This window comes from Pedobacter sp. L105 (assembly GCF_009765875.1).
In the GTDB taxonomy this organism is placed as follows: Bacteria; Bacteroidota; Bacteroidia; order Sphingobacteriales; family Sphingobacteriaceae; genus Pedobacter.
Genome location: NZ_LMUP01000014.1, coordinates 512,149 through 538,332, shown reverse-complemented (window position 1 = coordinate 538,332; position 26,184 = coordinate 512,149). Strand labels below are relative to the sequence as shown.

The following is a 26,184-nucleotide window of genomic DNA, read 5'->3' as shown; positions in this document are numbered from 1 at the left end:
GTCTATTTTACTGTGGCGCTATTATTTCTAATTGTTTTAGATAGGCTTAATGCGGCAAGCAGGTAATAGAAGGCGCCAAAGGCGGAATAACCGGCCAGATTAACAATGCCCATTGTAGGCGCATGCGCTTGCCAAATGAAAGAAAGGCCGGCAAGAGTCGATTGACCACCACTAATGATCATCGGCCATTGGCCACCTAATAGTTTCCGGCGGCGCAGCCCCAATATCAACTGGATCAAACCGGTCAGTATTGCCCAGGCTCCAAAAACGATCAATGCTTCTGGTATCCCTTTTTGTAATGCCAGAATTACTGTCACGGTAGTTATGGTGCTAATAACTGCATTGATATATTGCGGCATTTTAGAAGGGCTGTTATGATTAGCGCGGATATCGAGGAAGGTACCAATTACGTCCCAGGCGGGGTAAATGATCAGTAGGATGCTAGCGATACTAAGGGAGCTTTTCGCAAAAATGGTTACAAGGGTGACCCAGATTACCGAAAATGCCACACGTATAAAATAAAGCTGGCGTAACGATCTTGCAGTTTGAACGGCCTGGCCGTCATTTGCTGCGTTCAATTGATTAGATATTGACATCATATTTTATTTAAATGTTTTGATAACCCAAAAGTCCAGAATATAATTTTACGATTTTTTCACCTAAGTTAAAATATATCAAAAATAATTATTGCACATTCATTGGCTGCGAAATACACACCCGGCAAACCGAAATGGTAAAAATATATGGAAGCTTAACGCAGATAAAAGATTTTAAGTAATTTAGTATTTGAGTAGGATAAGTTTGCATCTTACCTGGGTATGCAGTAATCTTCTTTGAGCCGGGATCAGAAAAATATCATAAAATATGAACAACAAAAAGGAGTTATCGGCAGCGCAGCGTGAAGAATTTTTCAGTGTACTGAAAACACGTTTTGAGAAAAACAGCAATCGCCATACAGGTCTTGAATGGGCTAACGTACAAGCGAAACTGGAAACCCATACGGATAAACTATGGTCGCTCAATGAAATGGAAAGAACCGGCGGTGATCCTGATGTGGTGAATTACGATCAAAAAACTGATGAATATATCTTTTTTGATTGTTCGGCAGAAAGCCCTAATGGCCGCAGAAGTGTTTGTTACGATCGTGAGGGGCTGGAATCAAGGAAAGAACATCAGCCTGAAAATAACGCTATAGATATGGCTGCCGCCATGGGAATCGAACTCTTATCTGAAGAACAATACCGCACCTTGCAGAAATTGGGAAAGTTTGATATGAAAACATCAAGCTGGCTGAAAACACCTTCGGAAATCAGGAAACTAGGCGGTGCGATCTTCGCTGATTTTCGATACGGCAATGTTTTCGTGTATCATAACGGCGCGCAATCTTACTATGGTGCCAGGGCTTTCAGGGCTTGGTTAGCAGTCTGAATTTATGTTATAATAGTGTTGAAGTAACAAAGCTTAGGTAAAACCTAAGCTTTGTGGAAATTAACTCATTTTCCAATCGGGTCTTTCAAAGTGGCAGGTATAGCCGTATGGGTTCTTTTGCAGATAATCCTGGTGTTCCGCTTCGGCATTCCAAAAATCGGTTACAGGAACAACTTCTGTTACAATCTTTCCTGGCCAAATGCCAGAGGTCTCCATCTCAGCGATCAATGTCTCCGCTGTTTCCCGTTGGGTTTCATCCATAAAAAAAATGGCAGAGCGGTAAGAGGTACCGATATCATTTCCCTGTCTGTTTTTTGTTGTAGGATCATGAATCTGGAAGAAATATTCCAGCAGTCCACGATATGATAATATTGAAGGATCAAATGTGATTTCAATGGCTTCGGCATGTGTTCCATGGTTCCGGTAAGTTGCATTGGGAACGTCTCCACCTGTGTACCCAACAACTGTTGAGATCACTCCAGGATAATGACGGATAAGTTCTTCTACCCCCCAAAAACAACCGCCGGCGAGAATGGCTTTTTCAGTATTCATATCTTTCCGTTTTTAATTAAATAAAGGTACGGTGCTGCCGTTTAAATGACAAGGATAGCCAATAATAAACACGCAGCTCCGTATGACTAACTCAACAGTGAAATAAAGTTTAAGTTTCCTTTTCCGTTATAAAACTTTTGATCAGCGCTTAATTTTCGTCGCTTACCTTAATAACAGTAAATGTCATAATCATTTTAATTAAGGGTATTGGTTGAATATTTTTTTTACTTTTATCAGATCCTAAAATGCTATAAAAGCCCATTTAACCATACATGATTAAGAATAGAATCTTATCCCTAATTGCAGCTGCGGCGCTGATCAGCACCGTACTGCCTTCAAGAGCATCAGCACAGAAAGTACAAAAACTAGAACCACTCACCCGTTATGTAAACCCATTTATAGGCTCAATGGGCCATGGACACGTATTTGTTGGCGCAAATGTTCCCACCGGAGCAGTACAATTAGGCCCCTCGCAGATCATGCGCTCATGGGACCAATTCAACGGCTGGGACTGGTGCAGCGGTTATAATTATATCAGTAAGGAGATCTTAGGTTTTTCGCATACGCATTTAAGCGGAACAGGTATTGGTGATTTAAACGATATCCTGCTTGTTCCGGCCAACGGAGAAGTACAACTTACTCCGGCAAAGTATGAGGATATGGAGAGCGGTTATGGCTCTTACTTTTCTAAAGACAGCGAAGTTTGTAAACCCGGTTATTATAGTGCCTATTTAGATAAGTATAAAGTAAAAGCAGAATTGACTGCTACCGAAAGAGTAGGTTTTCACCATTACCATTACGATAAAACCGACAATGCCCATATCCTGATAGATTTAGATTTTACCATGTTATGGGATAAAACTGTCGCCTCTTCTATCAAGCAAATCAATGACAGTACTTTTGTAGGTTATCGCTATTCCACAGGATGGTCAAAAGACGAACGCGTATTTTTTGCCCTTGTTTTATCGGTTCCTTCTACCAGGGCTGCATTATATAACGGCACTACTCTCGTGACCGGGAAAGAAGTAAAAGGCGTAGGTGTTAAAGCCGCTTTATTTTTTGACGCAGTAAAAAACCCTGATATTAAAATCAAAGTGGGTATATCTCCTGTAAGTACAGAAAATGCAATGGCTAACATTAAAGCAGAAGCACCGCACTGGAACTTTGAAAAGGTAAAACAAAATGCCGATCTATCCTGGAACAAGGCTTTAAATAAAATCGTCTTTGACGCGAATAAGGCAACAAAGACAATCTTTTATACTTCTCTGTACCACTCCTATTTTTCACCAACTATCTTTGATGATCATAACGGCGATTACAGAGGTACCGATAAGAAGGTATATACCCATCAGAATTTTACCAATTACACTACTTTCTCTCTTTGGGATACTTACAGGGCCTTAAATCCACTGTTAACTATTATCGAACCTAAAAGATCGAAAGACATGGTGCACAGCCTTTTATCAATTTATCAGCAACAAGGTAAATTACCGATGTGGCCATTACAAGGTAGCGAAACAGACTGTATGGTAGGTTATCCCGCCATACCGGTGATCACGGATGCTTATTTAAAAGGACTGATTGCGCCATCGGATGTTGAATTGGCCTATCAGGCAGTTAGAAGTACCGCAATGATGCCAGAAAAAGGGATTCAGTTTGTAAAAAAACTAAGTTACATTCCTGCCGACAGCATGAAAGTGGAGTCTGTATCCTGGGGTTTGGAATATGCAATTGCCGATTGGGGCATTTCAAAAATGGCAGCAAAACTGGGTAAAAAAGATGATGCTGTTTATTTTGCAAAAAGGGCAAAGCTTTATGAAAAATACTATGATCCAAGTGCAGGACATTTTGTAGGCAGATTGGCAAATGGAAAATTCAAAGCTGATTTTGACCCTTTGAACATTAAACCAGGAGGTGATTTTACGGAAGGTAATGGCTGGCAATATACCTGGCTGGCGCCACAGGATCCCAATGGTTTGATCAAATTAAATGGAGGCGAACAAGCTTTTACCTCAAAATTGGATACTTTCTTCAGCATGTCATCTGAAATGCATGGCACTTCAAATGACGTTACAGGATTAATTGGCCAATATGCGCATGGCGATGAGCCGAGTCACCATATTGCTTACCTGTATAGCTATGTAGGCGAACCATGGAGAACAGCGGAAGTTGTCAGAGAAGTGATGAACACGTTCTACACCACTGAAAAAGATGGCATCTGCGGTAATGAAGATGCCGGACAAATGAGTGCCTGGTATGTCTTATCTTCTATGGGCTTCTATTCTTTAAACCCAATGAGCGGCGTTTATGTGATCGGCTCCCCTATCATGGATAAAGCAACCATTAGTTTAGGCAGCAGGAAGTTCACGATTACTGTAGAAAACCAAAACAGGAAGAATATTTATGTACAGAAGATCATCCTCAATGGAAAACCTTATAATAAATCTTATATTAAACATAGCGATTTAGTAAAAGGCGGAAATATGGTCTTTTACATGGGCAATAGCCCTTCTAAAACCTTTGGTGTAAGTAAAGCAGACCGGCCTGTATAACTTCGAGTCGATTTACTTCGCTGTATCATTGGCATTTATGATGTCAACAATGCGGCGAAGCAAATCGTGTCAAAATGATTTTAATTATTTTAACAAATCAGTTAAAAACCTTTTATATTTGACACTGTTTAAGAATGACTGACTCTGTAGCTCAGCTGGTAGAGCAATACACTCTTAATGTATGGGTCCTGGGTTCGAACCCCAGCGGGGTCACTAAAAGCCTTACAGAAATGTGAGGCTTTTTGTTTAAAATACTTTTCATAAGCAATTTTTTCAAATAAGTATTTCATTCTTAATCATAATAGGTCAATCCATTCGATTACCATTGCGGTTACCTTTCCTTCCATTTAAATTAGGTAACCGATTTTAACTAAAAATGGCCTGTGAGGTGGGCTTTAAGGGGATTATCTACATAAACACCCTTTCTAACGAAATTATGGAGAACATTTAAATTCCGTCCACAAACTTTTCAGCGATAGCCATACTTTATTGTCATTCTGCTGTTGGGGAGAAATTTGGTGAAAAAGGATTGTTTTATTTTGTCCGGAACATTTGCGTAAATGTACCAGTGCATACAATACCATTGGCTTCTGGCTCATATAATCAAGCATAGAAATAGTACCTGCGAATGTTTTTTGATCCTGTCCCTGGGCTTTGATTTGTTGAAATGCAGCAATTGTTTTTGTTACCAGTTTGGTGGGTATATTCCTCTTTTCGATATTACGTGCAACCAGTCCATCGTAATAATAAGTTAAGTTTTTGCCGATCACTGATGCATTAATAGTCGGATTTCCATCGATGATCCATAAAAAGGCATACGACCAATACTCAGGACTTTTCACATCGCTCCATCCGTTTGTAAAACGAAGATCTTCCACACCTGTGTAAGGAATCTTTGGCGCGAAATCTATAGGAATTAAAAAACGCTCGATTCCCCAGCCCTCCAATGGGAGTTGGTAGGGAGGTTTCCACGAAGGTGCATCAAATACAGGTTTTGTCTGCGCAAATAGGAGATTGCTAATCAACAATGTTCCCATAATAATGCTGCAATTTAATTTTCTTAAATAATGCTTACTCATATTTAACTGGTTTTAGATGCCTTATTTAACAAATGATCATGAATGAAAATAATGGTATTGGTTCATAGCTGATTAGAATTGAATATCTTCATTTATTAACTAAATATAATCAAAAGAAATATTTAAAATAAATATGATGAGAATTATGTAACTCCTTACCAAGTATTACTTCAACTCTGACAAGCCAGAAATATCGCGAAACGTATCAAATCTGGGATTGAGCCTGATCGTCAATATCGGTCTGGAAAGTTCATTCCAGCTATTTGGCGTTGGTATGTTGGTTGCAGCGGTATGTTCAATATTTGTTTTCAGGAAGGTGCCTAGCCACTGTTGGAAGGTTTGGCTTATTGTCCTTTAGATTGTGCTGCTGTGAACATAACTACAGCAATTAGTTTTATATTGAATCCCTCCAAAGAAAAAATAATTTAGAAAAAATTTGAGAAACCGAAAAGTTGCATATATATTTGCAACTGATTGGTTTCCTAATTAAGTATTTTAGACAATGAGACGAGATATATTTCAAGCGATTGCAGACCCAACAAGACGGGCTATTATAGCCTTAATAGCAATACAAGCAATGACACCTAATGCCATTGCCGAAAATTTTCACACCACCCGACAAGCAGTATCAAAACATTTGCGCATTCTCACAGAATGTGATCTTGTAAAACAACAATATCAAGGCAGAGAAATTTACTACACCCTTGAAGTTGAGAAAATGAAAGAAATAGATACATGGCTAGACCAATACCGAAAAATTTGGGAGAACAGATTTAACCAATTGGACAACGTATTATTAACAATAAAAACCAAAAAAATATGAACAATTTACTATTTGATTTCACCGTTGACAAGGAAAAGAAAACGGTATTTGTAAACAGGGAATTTGCAGCCGACCTTTCACTGGTATGGGATGCTTTTACTAAACAAGAAATTCTTGACCAATGGTGGGCACCTAAACCTTGGAGCTCAAAAACAAAGGTAATGGATTTTAAAGTTGGGGGACGAAGATTTTACGCCATGGTTAGTCCCGAAGGTAGTGAGCATTGGTCACTTCAACAATTTACTTCCATTAGCCCAAAAACCAATTTCAAATATTTAAATTCTTTTGCAGATAAAGATGAAAACCCTGAATTACCAGGATCTGACTGGGACCTTAGCTTTAGTGAAGAAAATGGAAAAACAAAAGTGAGCATTATCATTAAAAATGATTCACGAGAACGTATGGAAAAAATGATTGAAATGGGTTTCCAGGGAGGATTTACCATGACATTGAATTACCTTGACGAATTATTGGCTACATTATCTAAAAAATGATTTATGTTTTCAAAACGTTTGTCAAAACTAAAAAACATGTTAAAGGCTCAAAATGCATATTAACAAGATAGTTCCAGGTAAAAAATGGAATTTTGATCTTTAGGACTATGATAAGATTTTGCGTATTGACTGTGAAGAAGATATAGTTTTAGGGCAATTGATCGCCAATGTCGGCGAATGTCATGGAACACCTACTTCCAGTTAATACCACTTTCATTAATTACCATAGATACTTATACTGGCAAAATAAATGTCATATTCCGAAATGAACGATAACGAGATTAAAAGAATTTCCAGGCTAACTGCAATTCTAACCCAGCTGCAATCAAAAAGAGTGATAACATCCACTACCCTTGCAGAAAAATTTGGCGTAAGCGTAAGGACAATCTATCGGGATATCAAAGTTTTGGAGCAGGCAGGTGTTCCAATATCCACAGCGGAGGGAAAAGGTTATTCGCTTATGGAAGGTTACAGAATTCCACCCGTTATGTTTACTGAAAATGAAGCCAATGCATTAATTACAGTTGAACAGGTAATCCTAAAAAACAGCGATAGTTCATTAGTTATGGCCTACAGAGATGCAATTAGTAAAATAAAAGCTGTTTTATTATACGCAACAAAAGATAAGGTTGAATTACTGGCAAATAGAATTGCTGTGAGTCCTGCCACACCAAATATGGGTTCCAGTAATTCATTGACATTAATTCAGAATGCGCTAACTGCCTTTAAAATGTTAAATATTACCTACCAGTCAGAACACAAAGGTGAAAAAACAAAAAGGGACATTGAACCATTTGCCTTATATTATACCTTGCAGGAAAGCTGGGCGCTGATAGCCTATTGCCACCTAAGAAAGGATTATAGAATGTTTCGTTTAGACAGGATATTAAAGGTTACATCACTCGAATTGGATTTCACACCTCACCAGCTCACACTTGCTTCATATTTAAAAGACAAAGAAAATAAGTTTATGACCCCTGACACCTAGCTGTCACCTGCCCGGTTTATGTTTGTGCCTTATTAAACACATAACATCATGAATTTAGCATCATTAAGAATCATCACGCCCGAAATCAAACGTTTGGTTCAGTTTTTTGAAAAGGTTACCGGCATTTCTGCCCAATGGTATACAGACGACTTTGCAGAGATAACTACCAGTAACTGCAATTTAGCCATAGGAAGTACTCGCACGATGAGTTTGTTCGGCAAAGATCTGGAGCATTCGGGTAATAACCAAAGTGTAATCATAGAATTTCTTGTCGAAAACGTTGATGAGCAATATGGCAGGATTAAAGGGTTTTTAAATGAAATCATCCAGGAGCCTACTACCATGCCGTGGGGAAATCGCTCATTATTATTTCGCGACCCAGATGGCAACTTAATCAACTTCTTTACCCCTGTTACTGCCGAAGCGATAAAAAAGTTCAGTTAATGGCCGCATTTTCTTTCTCAAACAAATAGAAAGTGCAGCCTCTTTTATTCTTAAACATCCAGGTTTGTGCAACAAATAGGTTGTTGCACAAACCTGGATACGATAGAAGACCAATATGTGTTTTTATATTTACTTCACCACCGGAAGATTACCGCCGTCTATAATATAATTTGCCCCTGTTAAATAAGCGGCCGCTGGTGAAACCAGGAAATAAACCAGATCGGCCACCTCTTCAGGCTCCGCCATTCTTCCCATAGGTATTCCGCCAATTCTGTCCATCATTTTTTGAGTCAGATCTGCTACAGTAATGCCTAAACCTTCTGCCAGACCTTGTAGGAAAGACTCCATTCCACCAGTTCTTACCCCTCCCGGAGAAACTGTTAATACCCTTACCCCCTTGCTGGCAACTTCATTAGACAATGTTTTGCTGTAAGCATTCAGTGCGGCCTTGGCCACTCCATAAGGCATATTAGCCTCCCATAGAGGCACCAGGCCACTGGTTGAGGAGATATGAATGATCACACCGCTTTTTTGTTCAATCATTTTAGGCAATAGTGCCCTATCCAAACGAACTGCAGCCATTAAGTTTAATTGCAGCTCATTGTTCCAGTGCTCATCTGTTAGCACACTAAATCCTCCACCAGGGCTACTCAACCCACCTGCATTATTAATCAGGATATCAAGCCTGCCAAACTTTTCGCTGATCTCGTTGACGATCTTATCCGTACTTCCCGGTTCGGCGAAATCTGCCGCTATAAAATGATGCTTCAGATCTGTTTCTTCAGGTTGATTTCTGGCCGTTACCATAACTGTAGCCCCTGCCTGTGCCAGCCTGTCGGCAATGGCTTTTCCTATTCCTTTGGTTCCACCCGTTACCAGGGCAATTTTACCTTCAAGTGCTGTACTATTTTGCTTACTTTCCATTTGATGAGTTTTTCTATATTTCGGTCAAAACTATCGGATATTCACTTTAATATAGTTATAGATTACCTTTAGGATAGTGACTATTATTGTGGATGTAGTAAAGTGCATATTTAAGAAGGATAGTCGCTGGCAGACCACTCTTCACAGGAAATCGCATAAATGTATTCATCATAACATATTCCATTAATATATTGATGATGAGTACGATCTACCTCTCTGTGCATGCCCAGGCGCTTCATCAATTGTAAAGAAGCGGTATTAGTTGAAACACAGCTTGCGGTAACCCGATTAAGTCGCCTCAGTTTAAAAGCATAGTCCAATAGCGCACTTGCCGCTTCTGCCGCATAACCCTTTCCCTGTTCATCTTTAAAAACAGACCAGCCAAGATCGCTGGTACTTTTATCATCTGGTGAAATATAAATTCCAACTTCGCCAATCATTTGATGCGTATCTTTGAGCTCCAAAGCAAACATCACCCAGCCGGTTTCTTTTTCTTCATCGATAAGCATTTGCTTTTTAAGGAAGCTTAACGCAGTTTCTTCATTGATAGGCTGAATGGGCTGGAATTTTAAGTTCTCTGCATCATTTCTGTAAGCAAGAAAATCCTTTAAATCAGTTTCTTTTGGTCTCCGGAGTATCAGCCGTTCTGTAATTATCGCATTCATTAGGGTAATTTTAATTCATCTGACTGAATTGCTAAAACGTTCTGTTCTTGTTTTACACTGAATATAAACCTGGATTACAAAAAACAGTTTGAGCTAAGATAACCAGGAAATTAATCATATGATAAAATCTTCCTGCTATTCCTTACATTTGACTCGATATAAGTTCTTTACTTTCCTTCATCAACCGGTATAGGTTTTACTTCATTGTAGATTAATAGGGAATCGTGTGTAAATCACGAGCTGTCGCGCAACTGTAAGTAACACAAAAGTTCTTGCCAAACCAATATGTCCACTGTTTCGGGTTTTCGAAATGGGAAGGACGGCAAAGAATGTTACAAGTCAGGAGACCTGCCATATACTGAATTGACAATGCTTTCGCGATATGAAGCTTTGGTCAGGTATGATTTGTTAAAAAAATCCCGGGGGATTAGATTTGGGCTATGCTCAAATTTTGGCAACATCTGCATTTCCATTTTCATCTTAAAGCATTGCGAAGTTTAGCTGAAAGAGCTTTTAACTGAATTATTCACTTAATCTTTTAAAAGAAATGCTAACACAAAATCTGGGCTACCCGCGTATTGGTGGCCAACGTGAGTTAAAAAAAGTCTGCGAGAACTACTGGGCAGGCAAAACGGGATTGCAAAACGTGCTTACCGTAGGGAAAAACATCCGTCAGGAAAACTGGCAGCTACAAAAGGAAGCAGGAATTGACATTATCCCATCAAATGATTTCTCCTATTATGATCATGTGCTTGATCATTCGTTACTTTTCGGGGCTATCCCCAAACGTTATCATGATGTGATACAAAAGAAAGGCAATGCAGAAACAGATCTGTACTTTGCCATGGCCCGTGGTTATCAGAAAGACGGGCTGGATATCGTGGCAATGGAAATGACCAAATGGTTTGATACCAATTATCACTATATCGTTCCTGAATTTTATAAAGATCAGCAGTTCAAGTTATTTTCAACAAAGATCATCGATGAGTTTTACGAGGCCAAACAACTGGGTATCATCACCAAACCGGTCCTGATTGGCCCGGTATCCTATTTACTGTTGGGTAAAGAAAAAGAAGCAGGCTTTCAAAGGATCGACCTGCTTAAAAATCTATTACCGGTATACATTGATATACTGAATAAGCTGAAAAGTTTTGGTATGGAATGGGTACAATTTGATGAACCATTTTTGTCAATGGATCTGAGCGAAAAAGAACAACAGGCCTTTATCAATACCTACAAGCAACTGCGCAAAGAATTTCCTTTTTTAAAGATCGTATTGGCCACCTATTTTGAAAGCCTGGGAGATAATACTGCCCTGGCAGCATCTTTACCGGTTAATGTTTTACACATTGATCTGGTTAGGGCACCACAGCAGTTGAACGAGATAATCGGACAACTACCGGAAAAAACAATTCTTTCTTTGGGAATTGTTGATGGCCGTAATATATGGAAGAACAACTTTGATCAGTCGCTTGCTGTCATTCAGCAGGTTAAAGAGAAACTGGGACCAGAACGTGTCTGGATTGCTCCCTCCTGTTCTTTAATACATTCTCCATGCGACCTGAATAATGAAAAGAACGAAAAGGTGCTGACCGCTGAAATTAAACAGTGGCTGTCCTTTGCTAAACAAAAAATAAGCGAGGTTGTATTGCTTAAAAACCTATCAGAAGATAATTCCGGTATAGGTAATCAGCATAAACTTGCAGAAAACAGGCTGATCAATGAGGCGAGAAGGAGTTCTGCGCTGATCCATAACCCATCGGTTAAACAACGCGTGATTAACATGACGGAAAAAGACCACAAACGCATCAGCAGCTTTCAGACAAGGAAACAGCTGCAGCAGCAGTTATTGAATTTACCTTTATTTGCTACCACCACCATCGGTTCATTTCCTCAAACTGCCGAAGTAAGAAGCTGGCGCGCCCAATTTAAAAAAGGTTCTTTAACGATATCCGAATACAACCAGCTAATTGAAGAAGAGACATCCAAAGCAGTGAAATGGCAGGAAGAAATTGAGCTGGACGTTTTAGTTCATGGTGAGTTTGAACGCAACGACATGGTAGAGTATTTCGGGGAACAGTTGGCGGGCTTTACATTTACGCAAAACGGCTGGGTACAAAGTTATGGCAGCCGGTGTGTTAAACCGCCTATTATTTATGGTGATGTTTCACGGCCGGAAGCAATGACTGTTAAATGGTCGGCTTATGCACAATCCCTCACGTCCAAATGGATGAAAGGTATGTTAACCGGTCCCGTAACAATCCTTCAATGGTCATTTGTTAGAAACGATCAGCCCCGCTCTGAAACCTGTACTCAAATCGCTTTAGCCATCCGCGATGAGGTTTGTGATCTTGAAGTGGCCGGTATCAAAATCATACAGATCGATGAGCCCGCAATACGCGAGGGATTGCCGCTGCGAAAAAAAGACTGGGAAATCTACCTTGAATGGGCAGTAAAAGCATTCAGAATTTCAGCCAGCGGTGTGCAGGACAACACCCAGATCCATACTCATATGTGTTATTCTGAATTTAATGACATCATCAGCGCTATCGCTAATATGGATGCGGATGTGATTACCATAGAAACATCCCGTTCACAAATGGAGTTACTGGATGTTTTTGCCGATTTTAAGTATCCAAACGATATCGGGCCCGGTGTTTATGATATTCATTCGCCCCGCATACCAAAAAGGGAAGAAATGACACACCTGCTAAAAAAAGCACAGGCAGTTATACCGGATAGCCAGCTTTGGGTAAACCCCGATTGCGGTTTAAAAACCCGCGGATGGGACGAAACAAAGAAAGCGCTGATCGAAATGGTATCAGCCGCTAAAGAAATGCGGGAAACCGTTCAAACAGCACTAAGCGTTTAATATTAAATACAACTGTGCTACTGTAACAGGAAGCACAGTTGTATGTTATTTCGCAAGCAGAAACCTACGTTATTATAAGTTTTGCAAAGCGATGTTTTTTTGTGATTTTAGCGGCAATTATGAAAACACTGATATACGACAGGCGCATAAAAAAAGTAATTGAAGAGAATGCTTTTAAAGTCAGCGGTTTACTATTCCTTTATCAAACGAGAACTGGTAAAACGTTAATGAACCTGATCCTAAAATGGCGTTTCATTTCTGTGTTATATGGCATGTTTATGAAAAGCAAGCGCAGTTTGAAGCAGATCCCGGTATTCATCAAACATTATAATATAGATTTAAAAGAAATAAAAAATCCACTGAATACTTTCAAAAGTTTCAATGACTTTTTTATCAGGGAACTGAAAGCTGGTTCCAGGCCCGTCGATCATCAGCCAGAACACCTGATATCTCCGGCCGACTCGCGTTTGTTTGTTTTTCCCATCGACCAGGCGGTAAGTTTTCCGGTAAAAGGATACTGGTATCATTTGGATCAGCTGGTTAAAGACAAGGAACTGGCAGCAGCATATGAAGGTGGCTGGTGTTTTATCTACAGACTGGCCCCGTCAGATTATCACCGCTATAATTATATTGACAGTGGTTCCCAGGAAAAGGTAATTACCTTAAACGGAGTGCTGCATTCTGTTAATCCTATCGCTTTGAAAGAGGTGAATAACATTATGGCTAAAAATTATCGCGAGCTTACCCTATTAAAAACAGAAAATTTTGGCGACGTTGTACATATAGAAGTAGGTGCATTGTTCGTTGGCAAAATTGTACAGCGGTTTCAAAGTGCATATGATTTTAAACGTGGTGAAGAAAAAGGCTGGTTCGAATTTGGGGGCTCTACAGTTATTCAGCTTTTCAAAAAAGGAACGATCCTTCCGGATAGTGATATTTTAGAACAATCACAAAAAGGAATAGAAGTACTGGTTAAGCTTAATGAAAAAGTAGGGCTAAAATTATAACGCAATTTGTTGCAGTTGGCAATTAGTAAATAGTAGCAAAAACAGTACACTATAGAGTGTTTATTTCGACAAAATTTACAGCTCAGCCATTGCCCAATTAAATCTATTATAAAAATATATTTTAAAATTTACCGGCGACAATGATTTGGGTGACAAAAAAGAGACAAATCAAGCAACATCTTAAACAGAGATAATTAAATATCTTACGCTATTGTATAATATACAAATAAAAATGCTTGTTCAGAGCTTTTAAAAGTAAGGCCCCTTTTTGCTTTTTACACACCGATTGGTATGAGAGTTGAAATGATAAAATTGTAAATAATTGATATCCTTTCACCAATTCTCATCTTAAAACTATGATCAGTAATTCCTTCAACTATCAGATTAATGACCACAAGTCTTCTTTGAAATCTTTCGCACTAAATTTCACAAAAAACATGGATGATGCCGATGATTTAGTACAGGATACGATGCTGAAAGCCATTCGTTATTCAAAAATGTATGTTGAAGGAACAAATCTGAAAGGTTGGTTATATACTATCATGAGGAATACTTTTATCAACGATTACAGAAGGATGGTAAAACAACGCAGTATTATAGATACAAGTGAAGAAATTAGCTCTGCGCAGTTGTTTTGCAGTGCATCCGATAATCAGGTAAATAACAAATTCATCAGCGATGATGTTAACAAAGCTTTGGCCAAACTGAGCGTTGAATATTACACCCCATTTGTGAAGTATTTTGAAGGATACAAGTACCATGAAATCGCAGATATGCTGCAAATACCTATTGGCACCGTAAAAACCAGAATTCATGTTGCCCGTCAATCGTTAAAAAGCAATCTCAAAGTTTACAATCAGGAATATAAAAAATCAAATAAATACAACTAGACGGTAGCTAGCTAGTAAAATTCGATTGAAACATCTACTCATCCTGAGCTATTTTCTTCACATACAATTCATCTACCAGTATAATGATAATGGCTAATAATGGTACGGCTAGAATTATCCCCAGAACTCCTGAAAGCGTCCCCATAATCACCTGACTGATAATGGTTAGTGCTGGCGGAAGATTAATCATTTTCTTTTGAATCAGTGGCGTGACAATATTGCTGACCACTGTTTGTGAAACGATATAGATTAAAGCTACGATGATCGCTGTATTGGTACTCACCGTCAGGGCAAGTAATACTCCTGGCACCATCGCTGCCGTTGATCCGAAATTGGGAATTAGCTTGAGCATACCTGTCAGTAAAGAAAGCACCAGCGTACCGGGGATTCCCATGATAGAAAGACCAATTGCAATGAGTATCGTGATCAGCAACATGGACAACATGGTTCCCTTCAACCAGCCTTTGAGTGCCAGACTTATCCTGTCAACAGAGATTTTTGCAACCGGCTTATGGCTTTTAGGGATCAGCTTTAGTATACCATCCTTATAAACAGAGGGATTGGCGGTGAAAAAGATAGCCAGTAACAGGATCACATAGAGATTACCCAAAATACCGAAACTGGTATTAAAGAATTTTTGTGCCGTGGTAAAAATCTTGTCTGAGTTATCACCAGACAGATAAAGCATGATCTTTTTGCCTGTTGAAGATTCATCCAGTTTCGCCTTGGCTGTTTGTATGGTGTGGGGCAGTGAATCGGAAAGTGATGCGATCTGGTTTTGAATCTTTGTTCCCATAAACCATAATAGGATGCCCAGGATAATAAAGGAACCGGCAACAGAAATAACCATGCTTATTGGCCTGGTAAATTTGGTTTTACGCTGAATCAAATCTCCCAGCCCATGAAAATAAACCGAGATGAGCGATCCTGCAAGAATCATGAGCAAAACATTAAAGGCAACCCTGGCAATCAGAATAACGACAACTAATAACGCCACTATCGCTACTGTTTGCCATACTTTTTGTATATACGATAATTCCTTTTCTACTTTATCAGGTGTTTGATTTTCATTCATATCATTAAGCTGCCTGATTCCATTGAATGTCAAAGCAGGCAGAATGACAAAGTTACTAAAATCAGGCTGAGGTTTTTTTGCGTTTTTTGTCCAAAAAAGCTTCAATAGTGCGCAGCCATAAAAAGACTGTTTTCTCCTCAGGTTCAAGCCTAACCGTCTGTAGTAGAAATTGTGCATCAGCTTCTTTCTTAATTAAAATTCAGTTTTTATATCAATTTTAGTGGTTAAAAACCGGCTCTTTTTCCTGAAGATACCGGATTGTAAAAGGCTTTCTGGTACACATCGACTGCTCCCTCGTTACGCCCTACCTGCCCACATTTACTATACAAAAGAGGCAATTATAGCGCAGCCAGGGGGCAGCCGACCTGGAATTAAAAGCAGCTAACAACGGTCGGTGATTCGTTTTGGACTTTTAAGCAGATTGATTTACCGATAAGCGTGTTATGCCTTTGCCTACCTTTAAACCAATAGTGTATTGGACTTTAATATCCATTGATTTAGTAATAAAATATTAATTTAGCTCTGTAAATTTAAAACTATATCTATTCCTGATTCAATGAAAAAGAGATCATATTTAGGATAGCATCCCTGGAACATGGACAAAATAAAACTGCTTTTAATAGAAGAAGACGAAGTATTGGCTATGACCATCAAAAAGGCGTTTGAAAGCAACGGCTTTAAAGTACACATTGCGGTCAATAGCCTGGAAGGATGGAACTTTTTTAAATTCTTTAAGCCAGATGTGTGCATGATAGATATTATGGTGCCACGCAGAGATGGAATTTCCATGGTCAGGGATATACGCCAGCTGGATCAGCAGGTGACTATTATCTCTTTGTCGGCTAAAAACCATACCATGGATATATTGCGAGGCCTGGAGGCCGGCGGGGATGACTATATAAAGAAGCCCTTTAACATGGAGGAGTTAATTACAAGCGTAAAAAGCCAGGTAAGAAGAAATTTAAACCGGCCAGCAGATGCTGAAACTAAGGACGAATCTGCAAAAATCGCCATAGGTGCTTACACCTTAAATTATATGACTAACGAGCTACTGTACAAGGATACAGTGATTACTTTATCACAACGCGAAACTGATTTATTGAATTTACTGGTAGAACATAAAAATGATCTTTTGAACAGGGGAACAACGCTGCTGAAGATCTGGGGAGAAGATAATATACGTAACACAAAAAGCATGGATGTATATATTACAAGACTCCGTAAATATTTCCATCGTGATTGTAAAATTAAAATTCTAAATGTACGCGGGCAGGGTTATAAATTGATCATGTAGTTTTTATCCCATTTGAATTTTGTATTCCGCCAGCAGGAGCTCATCAAACTGATTTAAAAAATCTCTAAAATTCACACAATTAGATCTGATTTTTTTTAAGTCGAGCTTACTAAAAATCTCTGGACAATGAGATACTTCAAATTTCCTTTTTGATTTGAAGGTAGCATTTTTAAGTTCCTCTTTAGGATTTTTAATGTGCATAGGATTTCTTCCCGGCCTGATTGACGTACCATACTGGTAATTAAACCCCTCAATATCGCCGAAAATCAGAGCTTCAAGTTCCCAAATATTTAAAAGAAAAAGATGGTTTCCGCCGCAGTGCTCATTGGAAAGTTTAAACCAGGCTTTCTTTTTATCAACTTCATCCTGTTGAGATGAAAATGCATCTAAATCCCGGATGAATATAGCAAATTCACATCTTTCCTTCTCCAGTTCAATCTTAAGCGCATTTCTGAATTTAAGAGTATCTAACTGCGTTCCGCGTATACCCCGAACCAAATTCCGAAATCTTACTGTTTTACCATATTCCTTTGACAAAAGCAAGTTCATAGAGGAAGTATCATTGGGATCCTCGCCCACAAGACCTACATTAATCATCCCTCAAGATCTGACATTAACCAGTAATCACTTAAAAAGCCTACTTTTTCAGTATATTCTTTAGCCTTAATCATTTGTTCTGCATTAAGGTTAGTAAGTGTAGTTCCTCTACTCCCTTCATATTTGGCAATCAGAATATGGTCAAGTTCATCTGAGTCCAGATGATCGAGCGCCTTTGGAGAATGAGTAGAAATTATAAACTGTTTATATTCGGATTGCTCTTTCAGGAATTGCATGATGGATTCGAACTGATGTGGATGGATACCTATTTCTGGTTCTTCAATTAGAATAATTCCATGTTTTTTAAAAGTTACTTCAGATATGATATAAAACATTCTTTTGGTTCCATCAGACATTTGCGACCATGGGATCCAAGTATCGTTTACAAAAAATTCAAGCTTTATATTTTCTATGGTTATCTTTCGTTCATCATGGAATATATTAATGTTCTCGCTAAACCGTATATCCTGAATAGGACTAAACTGACGAAGATTATCAATAATATCCTGATCAATAATTAATTTTTTATAAAAGCCTCCCTGTTTTATTGCTTCAATTAGATACTTATCAAATATTTCTTTATTTTCTTCTTCGGTGAGATTTTCACGTTCACCTTCCATGTAATATTCATCGGTAAACTTATCCTCCGCCAAAATGATTAACTTTCTAATAAAAAAAGTAGTAATATCAGTTTCCCAAAATTCATCTTCTGAGGCCAAATGAATAACAACAGACGCTGGAAAATCCACAGCTGGCATTGATCTTGGCATCGAAAATTTCAGGAACAAAGGATCAATTACAAATTGAGTAAAATACGAGATAAGAAATCCAAGATTCCTATTTCTACTTCGTCTATACTTCCTAAATGAACCCGAATTAAGTTCATCTTCATTCGTCACGAAAATTTCCTCATCACTAAGAGTCAATTTTTGTGTTATTTGAACTTCTCTCTCGTCCAATTCATAATCGACACGCTCTATGTGGCGATTGGATTTTGAAATATTCCTAGTTATCTCATAAATAAGATCTTCTCCATTCTCTAGACAAAAAGCGATATCCGCATATCTAAAATCTATTTTTCGATTTGGATTTACAGATAATAAAATTTGGGCAAGCATTTCTAGAAAATTCGATTTTCCAGACCCATTATGCCCAATGATAAGATTCATTCCCTTCTTTAAGTTTACTTCAAGCACCTCTATCGATTTATATCCGACAAGATGTCCGCCTTTCAAATAAGTATAGTTATTTATATTTGCCATATACACGTATAATTCAAAGGTAATTCATAAAAACAAACTAGACTAACGAAAATATAAATTACTTGATAACACCATTTTGAATCTGTAATTAATGAAAAATAAAGAGGTGATTAATACCCTACAAGTTATATTCTTTTAGCTAATTTTAGTCCTGCCCGCGAGGATAAAATAATCTTTACTCTTATATTTCTTCAGGAACTGGTATATTCGCCAGAATTATGGGTTACGCAAAAGAAAGAGGAAAGCTTGAAAAGCTGTTGACAAGGATTGTTGGCATCACTGGTTATGATGAGAAAAGTTTAGCTAATCTTGGAGATAGCCAGGAAAAATACTCGCATACGGTAAGGATATTGAAAAACAAAGAACCGGAAACATTTAATGACCTGTACACCAATGAATTGCAGCAGATCAAAGAAAGTAAAAAATCTATTAAAGAGAGTGAAACAGATGAAATACGTCAGCAGAGTTTCACCGCTTATAAAGATGCGATTGTACACGCTTTAGAGAAAACTATAAAAACTACGTTAGAGACTAATTAGTTAGAATCAATTTGGAGAAAGATCAATTTTTCCAATACTATTAATCATAAAAGGGCTGATCATCTATAAATAACCAGCCTTTTTCTATTTCGGGGATAAGCATATCCTTAGGTCATTGCCTTGTGAAATAACTTAAAGCTATATGCACCGGGGAAAATTCAGGCCACTAAGCGCGCAGAGATTGAACTACAGCGGCAAAATTATTCTCCCCCCAATGTTCCTTTACTTTTTCGTTTTCAATCGTTAAAATATCGATAACACTAATCCTGACAGCTTTACCGGTAGCGGGTATTCCGAAAAGCTCGCCCTGGTGGGTTCCGGTAATTATTTTTCTGGTGGTTACTTTGTCCCCTTCTGCAATAGAATCCAATATTTCTACTTTAAGGCCTGGAAAAGCCAAGTGTAATATTCCGGAAAAGAAATAGATCATTCCTTCTCTATCGCCCGCTATCCCAGGCGCTGTTGAATGATTGATAAAATCAGGCGTGGTAATCTCTTTGAAAACTTCCATGTTGCAATTCTCAATAACTTCTTTGTTGTATTTTAAAACTAAAGACTTGTTCTGTTCTATGCTCATCATATATAATTTTTATACCACAAAAGTAGCTGAAGCCAGAGGCTAACGATTAAGGCTAAAGGCTCAAAATATACGGCTAAAAGCTCAATTTGAACAGTAGTCTTTGGGTAAGACCCCGAAATGATCTTTAAAGGCATGGGAAAAACTGGAATGGTTTTCATAGCCAACTTCAAGATATACCTCACTGGGTTTTGTCCCGTTGAGCCGTAACAGGTTTGCTGCTTTTTCTAGCCTGCGTTCCTGCATCCATTTGGCTGGCGACTGATGGTATAACCGCTGGAATTTTCTTTTAAATGTAGGCAGGCTCATGTAACAGAGAAAGGCAAGCTCGCTAACAGACAAATTATTTAGCAGATTCTGCTCTATCACCAGTTTGATCCGTTCTTCTTCGGGCCTATGAAGGGAAGCAAATTGAAAGTTTTCCAGTATTTCAGGATATTTGTTATGGAGGTATAACAGCAGTTCAGTTAATTTATTCGCCTGCAAAGGCGGCGAAAACAGGTTGTTGTCCAATAATGATTGTAGGGATTCAATAAAGCTGTGGAGGTAGCTATCTTTTTCAAAAACTGCAAATGAAGCGGCCTCAGGGTGAGCATGCTGATTTGCCCCAACTGGTTCTGATAAAACCTGACGGATCACCTGCTGCAAAAAATGATCATCAAAATACACAATGATACTTTTTATCCTTTCATTGGGTTTAAAACGTTCTGTATACAAATAGTTTCCTGCAGACAGTAATAAGATATGGCTCGGTTTTACAGGAATCTGCTTCCCCTCAATATGGATAATTTTTTCACCTTCAGTAATTAAACTGATCATATGTTTATTCAATCGGCTTTTGCCTTTTGTAATAGGGACAACAGAGGAATACGGCACAAAGTATACACTTTCGTTTTCAGCAGCCGCAGGTAAAAGATGGTCGGGAAGCGAAGTGTATTCCATAACAATGGGATGAATCAATTTGCTGGCAATATCATATATTTAATAGACTTTGGAAAAATAATTCCAGTCTAAAAGCCGCCTTTCTGTAAATTGAGACAAATCAGTGGTAAGTTGATACGATTTGTTCAATTTTAATGTTTTAATTGGCCAATTAGATTACAACCAAATTATCTTTATGAAATTAATATCCTCTTTTATTGGATTATGCCTGACTCACGCATTACTTAACCCTGTACAGGCGCAGGACTGGAAACCTGTTCCAGGAAAGATCTCTACCCCATGGGCAGCTAAAGTAGATCCCGCCCATCCTCTACCAGCCTATCCCCGACCGCAGCTGGTAAGAAAGGACAACTGGAAAAACCTTAACGGCCTTTGGGATTATGCCATCACAGCTAAAGATGAGACCTCACCAAAAAACTATCAGGGAAAGATCCTTGTTCCTTTTGCCATAGAATCTTCTCTTTCTGGTGTAGGAAAAACCATTGATAAAAATAATTTATTATGGTACAAAACTAGTTTTGCAGTTCCTGCCACCATGAAAAACACCATCCTGCTTCACTTCGGGGCTATAGACTGGAAAGCGGATATCTGGTTAAACGGAAAAAAAGTAGGAACGCATGAAGGCGGATATGATCCTTTTTCTTTTGACGTGACTGCTTTTGTAAAAAAAGGCGGCAAACAGGAATTGGTGATCAGCGTTTGGGACCCTACTGACGAAGGCCCGCAGCCAAGGGGCAAACAGCTTAGAAAAAATGAAAGTATTTGGTATACCCCGGTTACCGGCATCTGGCAAACGGTATGGCTGGAAGGCGTGGCGAAAACGTATATCGCGTCTACCAAACAAACTCCAGATATAGACAGTAAATCGCTTTCTTTTTCAGCCGATGTACAAGCTGCACAACCGGGAGACCAACTACAGGTCACAGCTTTTGACGGTACTACCCAGGTAGCTGAACAAAAAATAGAAACTACAGGAACAGCCTCCTTAACTATAGCAGACCCTAAGCTTTGGTCGCCCTCCTCTCCTTTTCTTTACCATCTTAAAATAGCTTTGCTACGCAACGGAAAAACAATTGATGAGGCGACCAGCTACTTCGCCATGCGTAAGTCTTCGATAGGCCTCGATAAAAATGGTGTTCAAAGAATGCTGATCAATAATGAGTTTGTATTTCAATATGGCCCGCTGGACCAGGGCTGGTGGCCTGACGGTTTGTATACTGCTCCAACTGAAGAGGCCATGACATTTGATATTATTAAAACCAAAGAAATGGGTTTTGATATGATCCGTAAACATATCAAGGTAGAACCTGCACGCTGGTATTATGAGTGTGATCAATTAGGCATACTCGTTTGGCAGGATATGCCTAGCGGCGATCTGGGTAATGAATGGCAGCCTGACCTGGGGATAATGGGCGGAACGGATAAAGACCGTACACCTGAGTCTGAAGCCATCTACCGTAAAGAATGGAACAGCATTATGGATGCGCTGCATAATTTCCCTTGTATCGTAGTATGGACTCCTTTTAACGAATCCTGGGGACAGTTTAAAACCAAGGAGATTGCCGACTGGACAAAGAAAAAAGACCCGTCGCGTTTAGTGAACAGCGCCAGCGGAGGTAACCATGTGATTGCTGGAGACCTGGTAGACCTTCACCACTATCCAAATCCGGCGATGCCGAGACCAGACTTGTTTGGCCCAACCCATGCAGTAGTTTTAGGAGAATTTGGCGGACTTGGTTTACCACTCAGCGGACATACCTGGGCAGACAAAAACAACTGGGGTTATCAAACTTTTAAAACCTCTGATGAAATGTTTGATAAGTATGCTTCCTTTATGGTAACCATGGAAACACTAATCAAAAAAGGCTTATCAGCAGCAGTTTATACCCAGACAACTGATGTAGAACAAGAGACAAATGGATTGATGACTTACGATAGGAAAGTGATTAAAATTCCGGTAATCAAATTGAAACAGGTAACAGATAAACTCTATGATAAATCATTGGTGGAACTTAAACCGCAATAGATAGCAAAAAAGACAGGATTAAATACAGAAGACACCTTCTATTCTCCCCTGTTAAACGTTAATTTAAGGCCCTAAAATTTAGACAATAATGGGGCCTTGCATTAACATTTAACAGGGTTTTTATTTTATCAGGCTTTATCTCTTTTGATAGTCCTTATCAAAAACTTATCTTTTGTATATCCGCAGCGCCAGTTTAACTCGTATAAGTTCATATAATCTAAAACCAATTATTAAGACTGTATGAAATTAACGAAAGCAAATTCTTCTGCGCCGCTTGACTGCAGCACAGATCCTGTAGCTTGCCTCAAAAAGATGTTCATTGATATGACCATGGGGCCACGCATTAACGCAGGGCAAAACCCTGTCCGCAGAGCGGTATTTTTAAAACCTCACGGTATCGCCAAAGCTGATTTTATCATGATGCCCGGACTACCGGAAAAATACCGGATTGGCATTTTTGCGCATGAGAAGCTGGAAGCTTGGCTAAGGTTCTCCAGTGATACTTTACCTGGATATGCCGATATGAAAACAACAACAGGCATCGGGATTAAACTTTTTGGTATTCCCGGTGAAAAGTTGTTGCCAGGAAATGAATACGCCGATACAGCCGATCTGTTATTGCAGAATATGGATGTCTTTTTTGTTGATACCGCAAAAGATATGTGTGAATTTACCCGCGCGGGTGTAGTTGATCATAATTATGATCCCTACCTGAAAGCCCATCCAAGGACCAGCCAGATCCTGGATGAAATGGAAAAAGTGGTGAACAGCTGTCTAACCACATCTTATTGGAGCGGACTTCCCTATGCTTTCGGAGATACAGCCGTAAAATATAAGCTGGAAGCTATTTCAACACCATTTGGCACCCCCCCTTCACAAAACAACAACAATTATTTACAGGCCGATCTTCAGGCGCGACTGAATATGGGTGAAGCACAGTTTAAATTTCTGGTTCAGTTTAGCGTGAACGAGGAAAAAACACCGCTGGATAAAGCTACTGTAGAATGGAGCGAGGCCGATTCACCATTTATACAACTGGCCACACTGGTTATCCGGAAGCAGGATATCACCGCTCAGGGCCAGGATGCCTATGGCGAAAACCTTTCATTTAACCCATGGAATACACTGGAAGTACATCGTCCATTGGGAAGCATAAGTGAAGCCCGTAAAGCAGTGTACCAGGCCGGGGCAGAACTGCGCAAGTATAAAAATGGAATACCGGCAGCCGAACCACTTACACCCCGTGAATTAAACCAACCTTAATCTGTTCAATAGTAAACAATGGATATTAAAAAAATAAAAAAAGTTTCTATTTATCCGGCAATTGGTATTGCAAGGATAGGAAATTCAAAAGAATACTTCCTGGCATCTGAGATTCCGGGCGTTGCCCCTTCTCCCGAAGGTGGTTTTAAAGATGGTAATAACCTGTTTAAAAAACAGGTGCCCTTGTTCCGTATTTATGGATTGGATGAACATGGAAATACGCTGGGCGAAATCACTGCCGATATAGCGGATATAGAATGGCGCGTGCATACCGCGAACCGTAAGGCTGCATGGTACCAGTTTAACAATGCGCTCGACCTGGGCGTGGATGCCCTTCCAAGCACTCCCAGAAACGGGGATATGAGCGGGGACGACCGGCAAAATTTAGTGATCGACGCCGGGATTGTAAAAATCAAGGGAAGAGATACCAGCGGCCCTGCTTATCAGCTGGACAAAGGACAGTTTTTTGATAAAAAGATTTCCCTGGGTGAAATCAGAACCGATCATCAAGGCCGTTTACTGGTTTTTGGCGGAGATGGAATAAGTGAGTCGCGCACCGGGATACCGGCGATTACCTTTGCCAATAATGATGGCTGGCATGATGATGTGTCGGATGGAACGGTAAGGGCAACCCTCACTATCGGCGGTGTTACCTTTGAAGCCGACCCGGCGATGGTAGTTTGTACACCGCCAAATTTCGGCCCGGGCCTTTTTCCCGTGGTGACGATGTATGATGTAGCTTACGACCTTTTTGTACGCGAGAAATGGATGGAAGGCCCGCAGCAGGTTACTTTTTATGACAACATTTTCCCTATTTTTCAGCGGATGAGTAATGCCCAATGGGTAAATGAAGGTTTCTTTATGCTGTTTGGTACCAATTCGCCAAGTGACTTTAACAACCCTGAACTAATTAAGGTATTGAGCAACCCCGCTCCGGAACATGCAGAAGAACGCAGAAGGATTTTCAGCTGGTTTAGAAATACAGCTTCCGATTCGTACCAGCCGGATCTTATCCCACCTTATTATGGCGATCTGTTTGGGGATTATGAAAAGCTACCGCACGTTGATTTGTCGGTAACCGCTACACAATATCAAATGCTGCAATCCTGGGCTGAAGGCAGCTTTACCACAGGCAGCCCTGCGGCGCCAGTTCCTTTTGAAAAAATGAATCCTCAGCAGCAAACCGAAGCATTGCTGAAAGTATCTTTAGAGGAATGTCTCGGCGGCCCCTTCCACCCGGGGATAGAAATTACCTGGCCGTTCAGACAACTAATAATGTGGGATAAGCCGTTCCGCTTGCGGATCTTACCGGAGGAAGTACCTGTATCCGATAATTACGGCCCGATGATAACCGGTGAAATTGCCTTATCGAAGAATGGCCCGCTTGATGGTAGTGGCCCGGGTTCGCTCACCAGATGGCTGGGTGTTCCATGGCAAACTGATGAAGCCAGTTGTTTATCCGGTTATGATACCACCTTATATCTTCCGCTTCCTTCTTTTTGGGCTACGAGGGTACCCAACACTGTACTTTCGATGAAAAGCTATAACAGGGCCACGAAAAAAAGCCTGGATACAGGGCAACGGTTAAAACATTTCAGTTACCGCGTAGACTGGCTAAGGGATTTTGCCGCTTCTTATGTAGGCAGGATTAACAATATGGTTGCGCTATGGCATGAATTAGGGGTCATCAGTAAACATAGTGATGCGGCAAACACTAATCCTTATTTACCTTCAGAATGGTGGGTAGAGACCGACAGAAAGGACGGTGAAGGTGAAGATCCTACCTATCATCAGGTACTGCGCGCAGAAAGGGAACCTGAAGCAAAACTATTACAGGGAAACAGGGCTACCAGACAAACTAAACCACTTAAACGACACGAATTATAAAAAC

At 39.7% G+C, this 26,184-nt stretch carries 24 protein-coding genes, 1 tRNA gene and 1 riboswitch; of the genes, 15 read left to right on the top strand and 10 right to left on the bottom strand.

Features of this window, described 5'->3' with window-relative positions:
- Window positions 1-2: 2 nt before the first annotated feature.
- A complete protein-coding gene (locus GSQ84_RS25465) occupies window positions 3-599 on the bottom strand; it encodes a hypothetical protein (protein WP_254070986.1) in 597 nt (198 codons plus the stop codon).
- 265 nt (window positions 600-864) lie between these two features.
- On the opposite strand from GSQ84_RS25465, the gene GSQ84_RS25460 reads away from it, so the two are divergent.
- A complete protein-coding gene (locus GSQ84_RS25460) occupies window positions 865-1,428 on the top strand; it encodes a DUF4256 domain-containing protein (protein ID WP_158800181.1) in 564 nt (187 codons plus the stop codon).
- Window positions 1,429-1,488: 60 nt separating this feature from the next.
- Here GSQ84_RS25460 and msrA read toward each other — a convergent pair whose 3' ends face one another.
- Complete coding sequence (gene msrA, locus GSQ84_RS25455) at window positions 1,489-1,980, bottom strand: peptide-methionine (S)-S-oxide reductase MsrA (RefSeq protein ID WP_158800180.1); 492 nt, start codon at window positions 1,978-1,980, stop codon at window positions 1,489-1,491.
- Window positions 1,981-2,252: 272 nt separating this feature from the next.
- Between msrA and GSQ84_RS25450 the strand changes: the two genes are divergently transcribed.
- Window positions 2,253-4,532 (top strand): GH92 family glycosyl hydrolase, encoded by a 2,280-nt coding sequence (locus tag GSQ84_RS25450; RefSeq protein WP_158800179.1) that lies wholly within the window; start codon window positions 2,253-2,255, stop codon window positions 4,530-4,532.
- A 140-nt stretch (window positions 4,533-4,672) separates the two neighbouring features.
- Window positions 4,673-4,745 (top strand) — tRNA-Lys (locus GSQ84_RS25445).
- 221 nt (window positions 4,746-4,966) lie between these two features.
- Here GSQ84_RS25445 and GSQ84_RS25440 read toward each other — a convergent pair.
- Window positions 4,967-5,611, bottom strand: a complete 645-nt coding sequence (locus GSQ84_RS25440) for a hypothetical protein (protein ID WP_158800178.1) — start codon at window positions 5,609-5,611, stop codon at window positions 4,967-4,969.
- Between the two features lie 502 nt (window positions 5,612-6,113).
- On the opposite strand from GSQ84_RS25440, the gene GSQ84_RS25435 reads away from it, so the two are divergent.
- From GSQ84_RS25435 to GSQ84_RS25420, 4 genes are all read left to right on the top strand, one after another.
- Window positions 6,114-6,434: a helix-turn-helix transcriptional regulator gene (locus tag GSQ84_RS25435; RefSeq protein WP_158800177.1), complete on the top strand. Its 321-nt coding sequence runs from the start codon at window positions 6,114-6,116 to the stop codon at window positions 6,432-6,434.
- Window positions 6,431-6,928 carry an SRPBCC domain-containing protein gene (locus GSQ84_RS25430; RefSeq protein ID WP_158800176.1) on the top strand — a complete coding sequence of 166 codons (498 nt, stop codon included), beginning with the start codon at window positions 6,431-6,433 and terminating at the stop codon, window positions 6,926-6,928. The genes GSQ84_RS25435 and GSQ84_RS25430 overlap by 4 nt, the downstream gene beginning before the upstream one ends.
- Window positions 6,929-7,178: 250 nt before the next feature.
- Window positions 7,179-7,916 carry a YafY family protein gene (locus tag GSQ84_RS25425; protein ID WP_254070985.1) on the top strand — a complete coding sequence of 246 codons (738 nt, stop codon included), beginning with the start codon at window positions 7,179-7,181 and terminating at the stop codon, window positions 7,914-7,916.
- Window positions 7,917-7,964: 48 nt separating this feature from the next.
- Window positions 7,965-8,360, top strand: coding sequence for a VOC family protein (locus GSQ84_RS25420; protein ID WP_158800175.1), 396 nt, complete (start codon window positions 7,965-7,967; stop codon window positions 8,358-8,360).
- A gap of 129 nt (window positions 8,361-8,489) precedes the next feature.
- Here the strand turns inward: GSQ84_RS25420 and GSQ84_RS25415 are convergent, their stop codons facing one another.
- Window positions 8,490-9,284 carry an SDR family oxidoreductase gene (locus tag GSQ84_RS25415; RefSeq protein WP_158800174.1) on the bottom strand — a complete coding sequence of 265 codons (795 nt, stop codon included), beginning with the start codon at window positions 9,282-9,284 and terminating at the stop codon, window positions 8,490-8,492.
- 110 nt (window positions 9,285-9,394) lie between these two features.
- Window positions 9,395-9,949 (bottom strand): GNAT family N-acetyltransferase, encoded by a 555-nt coding sequence (locus tag GSQ84_RS25410; protein ID WP_158800173.1) that lies wholly within the window; start codon window positions 9,947-9,949, stop codon window positions 9,395-9,397.
- Between the two features lie 174 nt (window positions 9,950-10,123).
- Window positions 10,124-10,320, top strand: a riboswitch (cobalamin riboswitch).
- A 176-nt stretch (window positions 10,321-10,496) separates the two neighbouring features.
- Between GSQ84_RS25410 and metE the strand changes: the two genes are divergently transcribed.
- The 3 genes from metE (at window position 10,497) to GSQ84_RS25395 (ending at window position 14,718) form a co-directional block, all read left to right on the top strand.
- Window positions 10,497-12,821 (top strand): 5-methyltetrahydropteroyltriglutamate--homocysteine S-methyltransferase, encoded by a 2,325-nt coding sequence (gene metE, locus GSQ84_RS25405; protein ID WP_158800172.1) that lies wholly within the window; start codon window positions 10,497-10,499, stop codon window positions 12,819-12,821.
- Between the two features lie 119 nt (window positions 12,822-12,940).
- The gene (gene asd / locus GSQ84_RS25400; protein WP_158800171.1) at window positions 12,941-13,828 is read left to right on the top strand and encodes an archaetidylserine decarboxylase; all 888 of its coding nucleotides are present in this window, start codon (window positions 12,941-12,943) and stop codon (window positions 13,826-13,828) included.
- 356 nt (window positions 13,829-14,184) lie between these two features.
- Window positions 14,185-14,718 carry an RNA polymerase sigma factor gene (locus tag GSQ84_RS25395; protein WP_158800170.1) on the top strand — a complete coding sequence of 178 codons (534 nt, stop codon included), beginning with the start codon at window positions 14,185-14,187 and terminating at the stop codon, window positions 14,716-14,718.
- A 34-nt stretch (window positions 14,719-14,752) separates the two neighbouring features.
- Here the strand turns inward: GSQ84_RS25395 and GSQ84_RS25390 are convergent, their stop codons facing one another.
- A complete protein-coding gene (locus GSQ84_RS25390) occupies window positions 14,753-15,970 on the bottom strand; it encodes an AI-2E family transporter (RefSeq protein ID WP_158800169.1) in 1,218 nt (405 codons plus the stop codon).
- A gap of 418 nt (window positions 15,971-16,388) precedes the next feature.
- Between GSQ84_RS25390 and GSQ84_RS25385 the strand changes: the two genes are divergently transcribed.
- Window positions 16,389-17,087 (top strand): response regulator transcription factor, encoded by a 699-nt coding sequence (locus GSQ84_RS25385; protein WP_158800168.1) that lies wholly within the window; start codon window positions 16,389-16,391, stop codon window positions 17,085-17,087.
- Between the two features lie 3 nt (window positions 17,088-17,090).
- Here the strand turns inward: GSQ84_RS25385 and GSQ84_RS25380 are convergent, their stop codons facing one another.
- On the bottom strand, window positions 17,091-17,684 hold the full coding sequence (locus GSQ84_RS25380; protein ID WP_158800167.1) for a DUF4276 family protein: 594 nt from the start codon (window positions 17,682-17,684) through the stop codon (window positions 17,091-17,093).
- A complete protein-coding gene (locus GSQ84_RS25375) occupies window positions 17,681-18,946 on the bottom strand; it encodes an AAA family ATPase (protein WP_158800166.1) in 1,266 nt (421 codons plus the stop codon). The genes GSQ84_RS25380 and GSQ84_RS25375 overlap by 4 nt, the downstream gene beginning before the upstream one ends.
- A gap of 218 nt (window positions 18,947-19,164) precedes the next feature.
- On the opposite strand from GSQ84_RS25375, the gene GSQ84_RS25370 reads away from it, so the two are divergent.
- The gene (locus tag GSQ84_RS25370) at window positions 19,165-19,485 is read left to right on the top strand and encodes a hypothetical protein (RefSeq protein ID WP_158800165.1); all 321 of its coding nucleotides are present in this window, start codon (window positions 19,165-19,167) and stop codon (window positions 19,483-19,485) included.
- A gap of 166 nt (window positions 19,486-19,651) precedes the next feature.
- Here GSQ84_RS25370 and GSQ84_RS25365 read toward each other — a convergent pair whose 3' ends face one another.
- Window positions 19,652-20,065 (bottom strand): ester cyclase, encoded by a 414-nt coding sequence (locus GSQ84_RS25365; protein WP_158800164.1) that lies wholly within the window; start codon window positions 20,063-20,065, stop codon window positions 19,652-19,654.
- 81 nt (window positions 20,066-20,146) lie between these two features.
- Window positions 20,147-21,004: an AraC family transcriptional regulator gene (locus GSQ84_RS25360; protein ID WP_158800163.1), complete on the bottom strand. Its 858-nt coding sequence runs from the start codon at window positions 21,002-21,004 to the stop codon at window positions 20,147-20,149.
- A gap of 175 nt (window positions 21,005-21,179) precedes the next feature.
- Here GSQ84_RS25360 and GSQ84_RS25355 point away from each other — a divergent pair, with 175 nt between their 5' ends.
- The 3 genes from GSQ84_RS25355 to GSQ84_RS25345 all read left to right on the top strand — a co-directional run bounded on the left by GSQ84_RS25355 (window position 21,180) and on the right by GSQ84_RS25345 (window position 26,180).
- A complete protein-coding gene (locus tag GSQ84_RS25355; protein ID WP_158800162.1) occupies window positions 21,180-23,030 on the top strand; it encodes a glycoside hydrolase family 2 protein in 1,851 nt (616 codons plus the stop codon).
- Between the two features lie 240 nt (window positions 23,031-23,270).
- Window positions 23,271-24,293 (top strand): hypothetical protein, encoded by a 1,023-nt coding sequence (locus tag GSQ84_RS25350; protein WP_158800161.1) that lies wholly within the window; start codon window positions 23,271-23,273, stop codon window positions 24,291-24,293.
- 18 nt (window positions 24,294-24,311) lie between these two features.
- A complete protein-coding gene (locus GSQ84_RS25345) occupies window positions 24,312-26,180 on the top strand; it encodes a LodA/GoxA family CTQ-dependent oxidase (protein ID WP_158800160.1) in 1,869 nt (622 codons plus the stop codon).
- Window positions 26,181-26,184: the final 4 nt, after the last annotated feature.

Bases quoted from the DNA above. Each gene is read 5' to 3' on its own strand.
- GSQ84_RS25375 (WP_158800166.1), bottom strand. From the start codon at position 18,946: ATGGCAAATATAAATAACTATACTTATTTGAAAGGCGGACATCTTGTC.
- GSQ84_RS25460 (WP_158800181.1), top strand. From the start codon at position 865: ATGAACAACAAAAAGGAGTTATCGGCAGCGCAGCGTGAAGAATTTTTC.
- msrA (WP_158800180.1), bottom strand. From the start codon at position 1,980: ATGAATACTGAAAAAGCCATTCTCGCCGGCGGTTGTTTTTGGGGGGTA.
- GSQ84_RS25410 (WP_158800173.1), bottom strand. From the start codon at position 9,949: ATGAATGCGATAATTACAGAACGGCTGATACTCCGGAGACCAAAAGAA.
- GSQ84_RS25365 (WP_158800164.1), bottom strand. From the start codon at position 20,065: ATGATGAGCATAGAACAGAACAAGTCTTTAGTTTTAAAATACAACAAA.
- GSQ84_RS25420 (WP_158800175.1), top strand. From the start codon at position 7,965: ATGAATTTAGCATCATTAAGAATCATCACGCCCGAAATCAAACGTTTG.
- metE (WP_158800172.1), top strand. From the start codon at position 10,497: ATGCTAACACAAAATCTGGGCTACCCGCGTATTGGTGGCCAACGTGAG.
- GSQ84_RS25450 (WP_158800179.1), top strand. From the start codon at position 2,253: ATGATTAAGAATAGAATCTTATCCCTAATTGCAGCTGCGGCGCTGATC.
- GSQ84_RS25435 (WP_158800177.1), top strand. From the start codon at position 6,114: ATGAGACGAGATATATTTCAAGCGATTGCAGACCCAACAAGACGGGCT.
- GSQ84_RS25465 (WP_254070986.1), bottom strand. From the start codon at position 599: ATGATGTCAATATCTAATCAATTGAACGCAGCAAATGACGGCCAGGCC.
- GSQ84_RS25390 (WP_158800169.1), bottom strand. From the start codon at position 15,970: ATGCACAATTTCTACTACAGACGGTTAGGCTTGAACCTGAGGAGAAAA.
- asd (WP_158800171.1), top strand. From the start codon at position 12,941: ATGAAAACACTGATATACGACAGGCGCATAAAAAAAGTAATTGAAGAG.
- GSQ84_RS25350 (WP_158800161.1), top strand. From the start codon at position 23,271: ATGAAATTAACGAAAGCAAATTCTTCTGCGCCGCTTGACTGCAGCACA.
- GSQ84_RS25355 (WP_158800162.1), top strand. From the start codon at position 21,180: ATGAAATTAATATCCTCTTTTATTGGATTATGCCTGACTCACGCATTA.
- GSQ84_RS25440 (WP_158800178.1), bottom strand. From the start codon at position 5,611: ATGAGTAAGCATTATTTAAGAAAATTAAATTGCAGCATTATTATGGGA.
- GSQ84_RS25395 (WP_158800170.1), top strand. From the start codon at position 14,185: ATGATCAGTAATTCCTTCAACTATCAGATTAATGACCACAAGTCTTCT.
- GSQ84_RS25380 (WP_158800167.1), bottom strand. From the start codon at position 17,684: ATGATTAATGTAGGTCTTGTGGGCGAGGATCCCAATGATACTTCCTCT.
- GSQ84_RS25425 (WP_254070985.1), top strand. From the start codon at position 7,179: ATGTCATATTCCGAAATGAACGATAACGAGATTAAAAGAATTTCCAGG.
- GSQ84_RS25415 (WP_158800174.1), bottom strand. From the start codon at position 9,284: ATGGAAAGTAAGCAAAATAGTACAGCACTTGAAGGTAAAATTGCCCTG.
- GSQ84_RS25385 (WP_158800168.1), top strand. From the start codon at position 16,389: ATGGACAAAATAAAACTGCTTTTAATAGAAGAAGACGAAGTATTGGCT.
- GSQ84_RS25430 (WP_158800176.1), top strand. From the start codon at position 6,431: ATGAACAATTTACTATTTGATTTCACCGTTGACAAGGAAAAGAAAACG.
- GSQ84_RS25360 (WP_158800163.1), bottom strand. From the start codon at position 21,004: ATGGAATACACTTCGCTTCCCGACCATCTTTTACCTGCGGCTGCTGAA.
- GSQ84_RS25370 (WP_158800165.1), top strand. From the start codon at position 19,165: ATGGGTTACGCAAAAGAAAGAGGAAAGCTTGAAAAGCTGTTGACAAGG.
- GSQ84_RS25345 (WP_158800160.1), top strand. From the start codon at position 24,312: ATGGATATTAAAAAAATAAAAAAAGTTTCTATTTATCCGGCAATTGGT.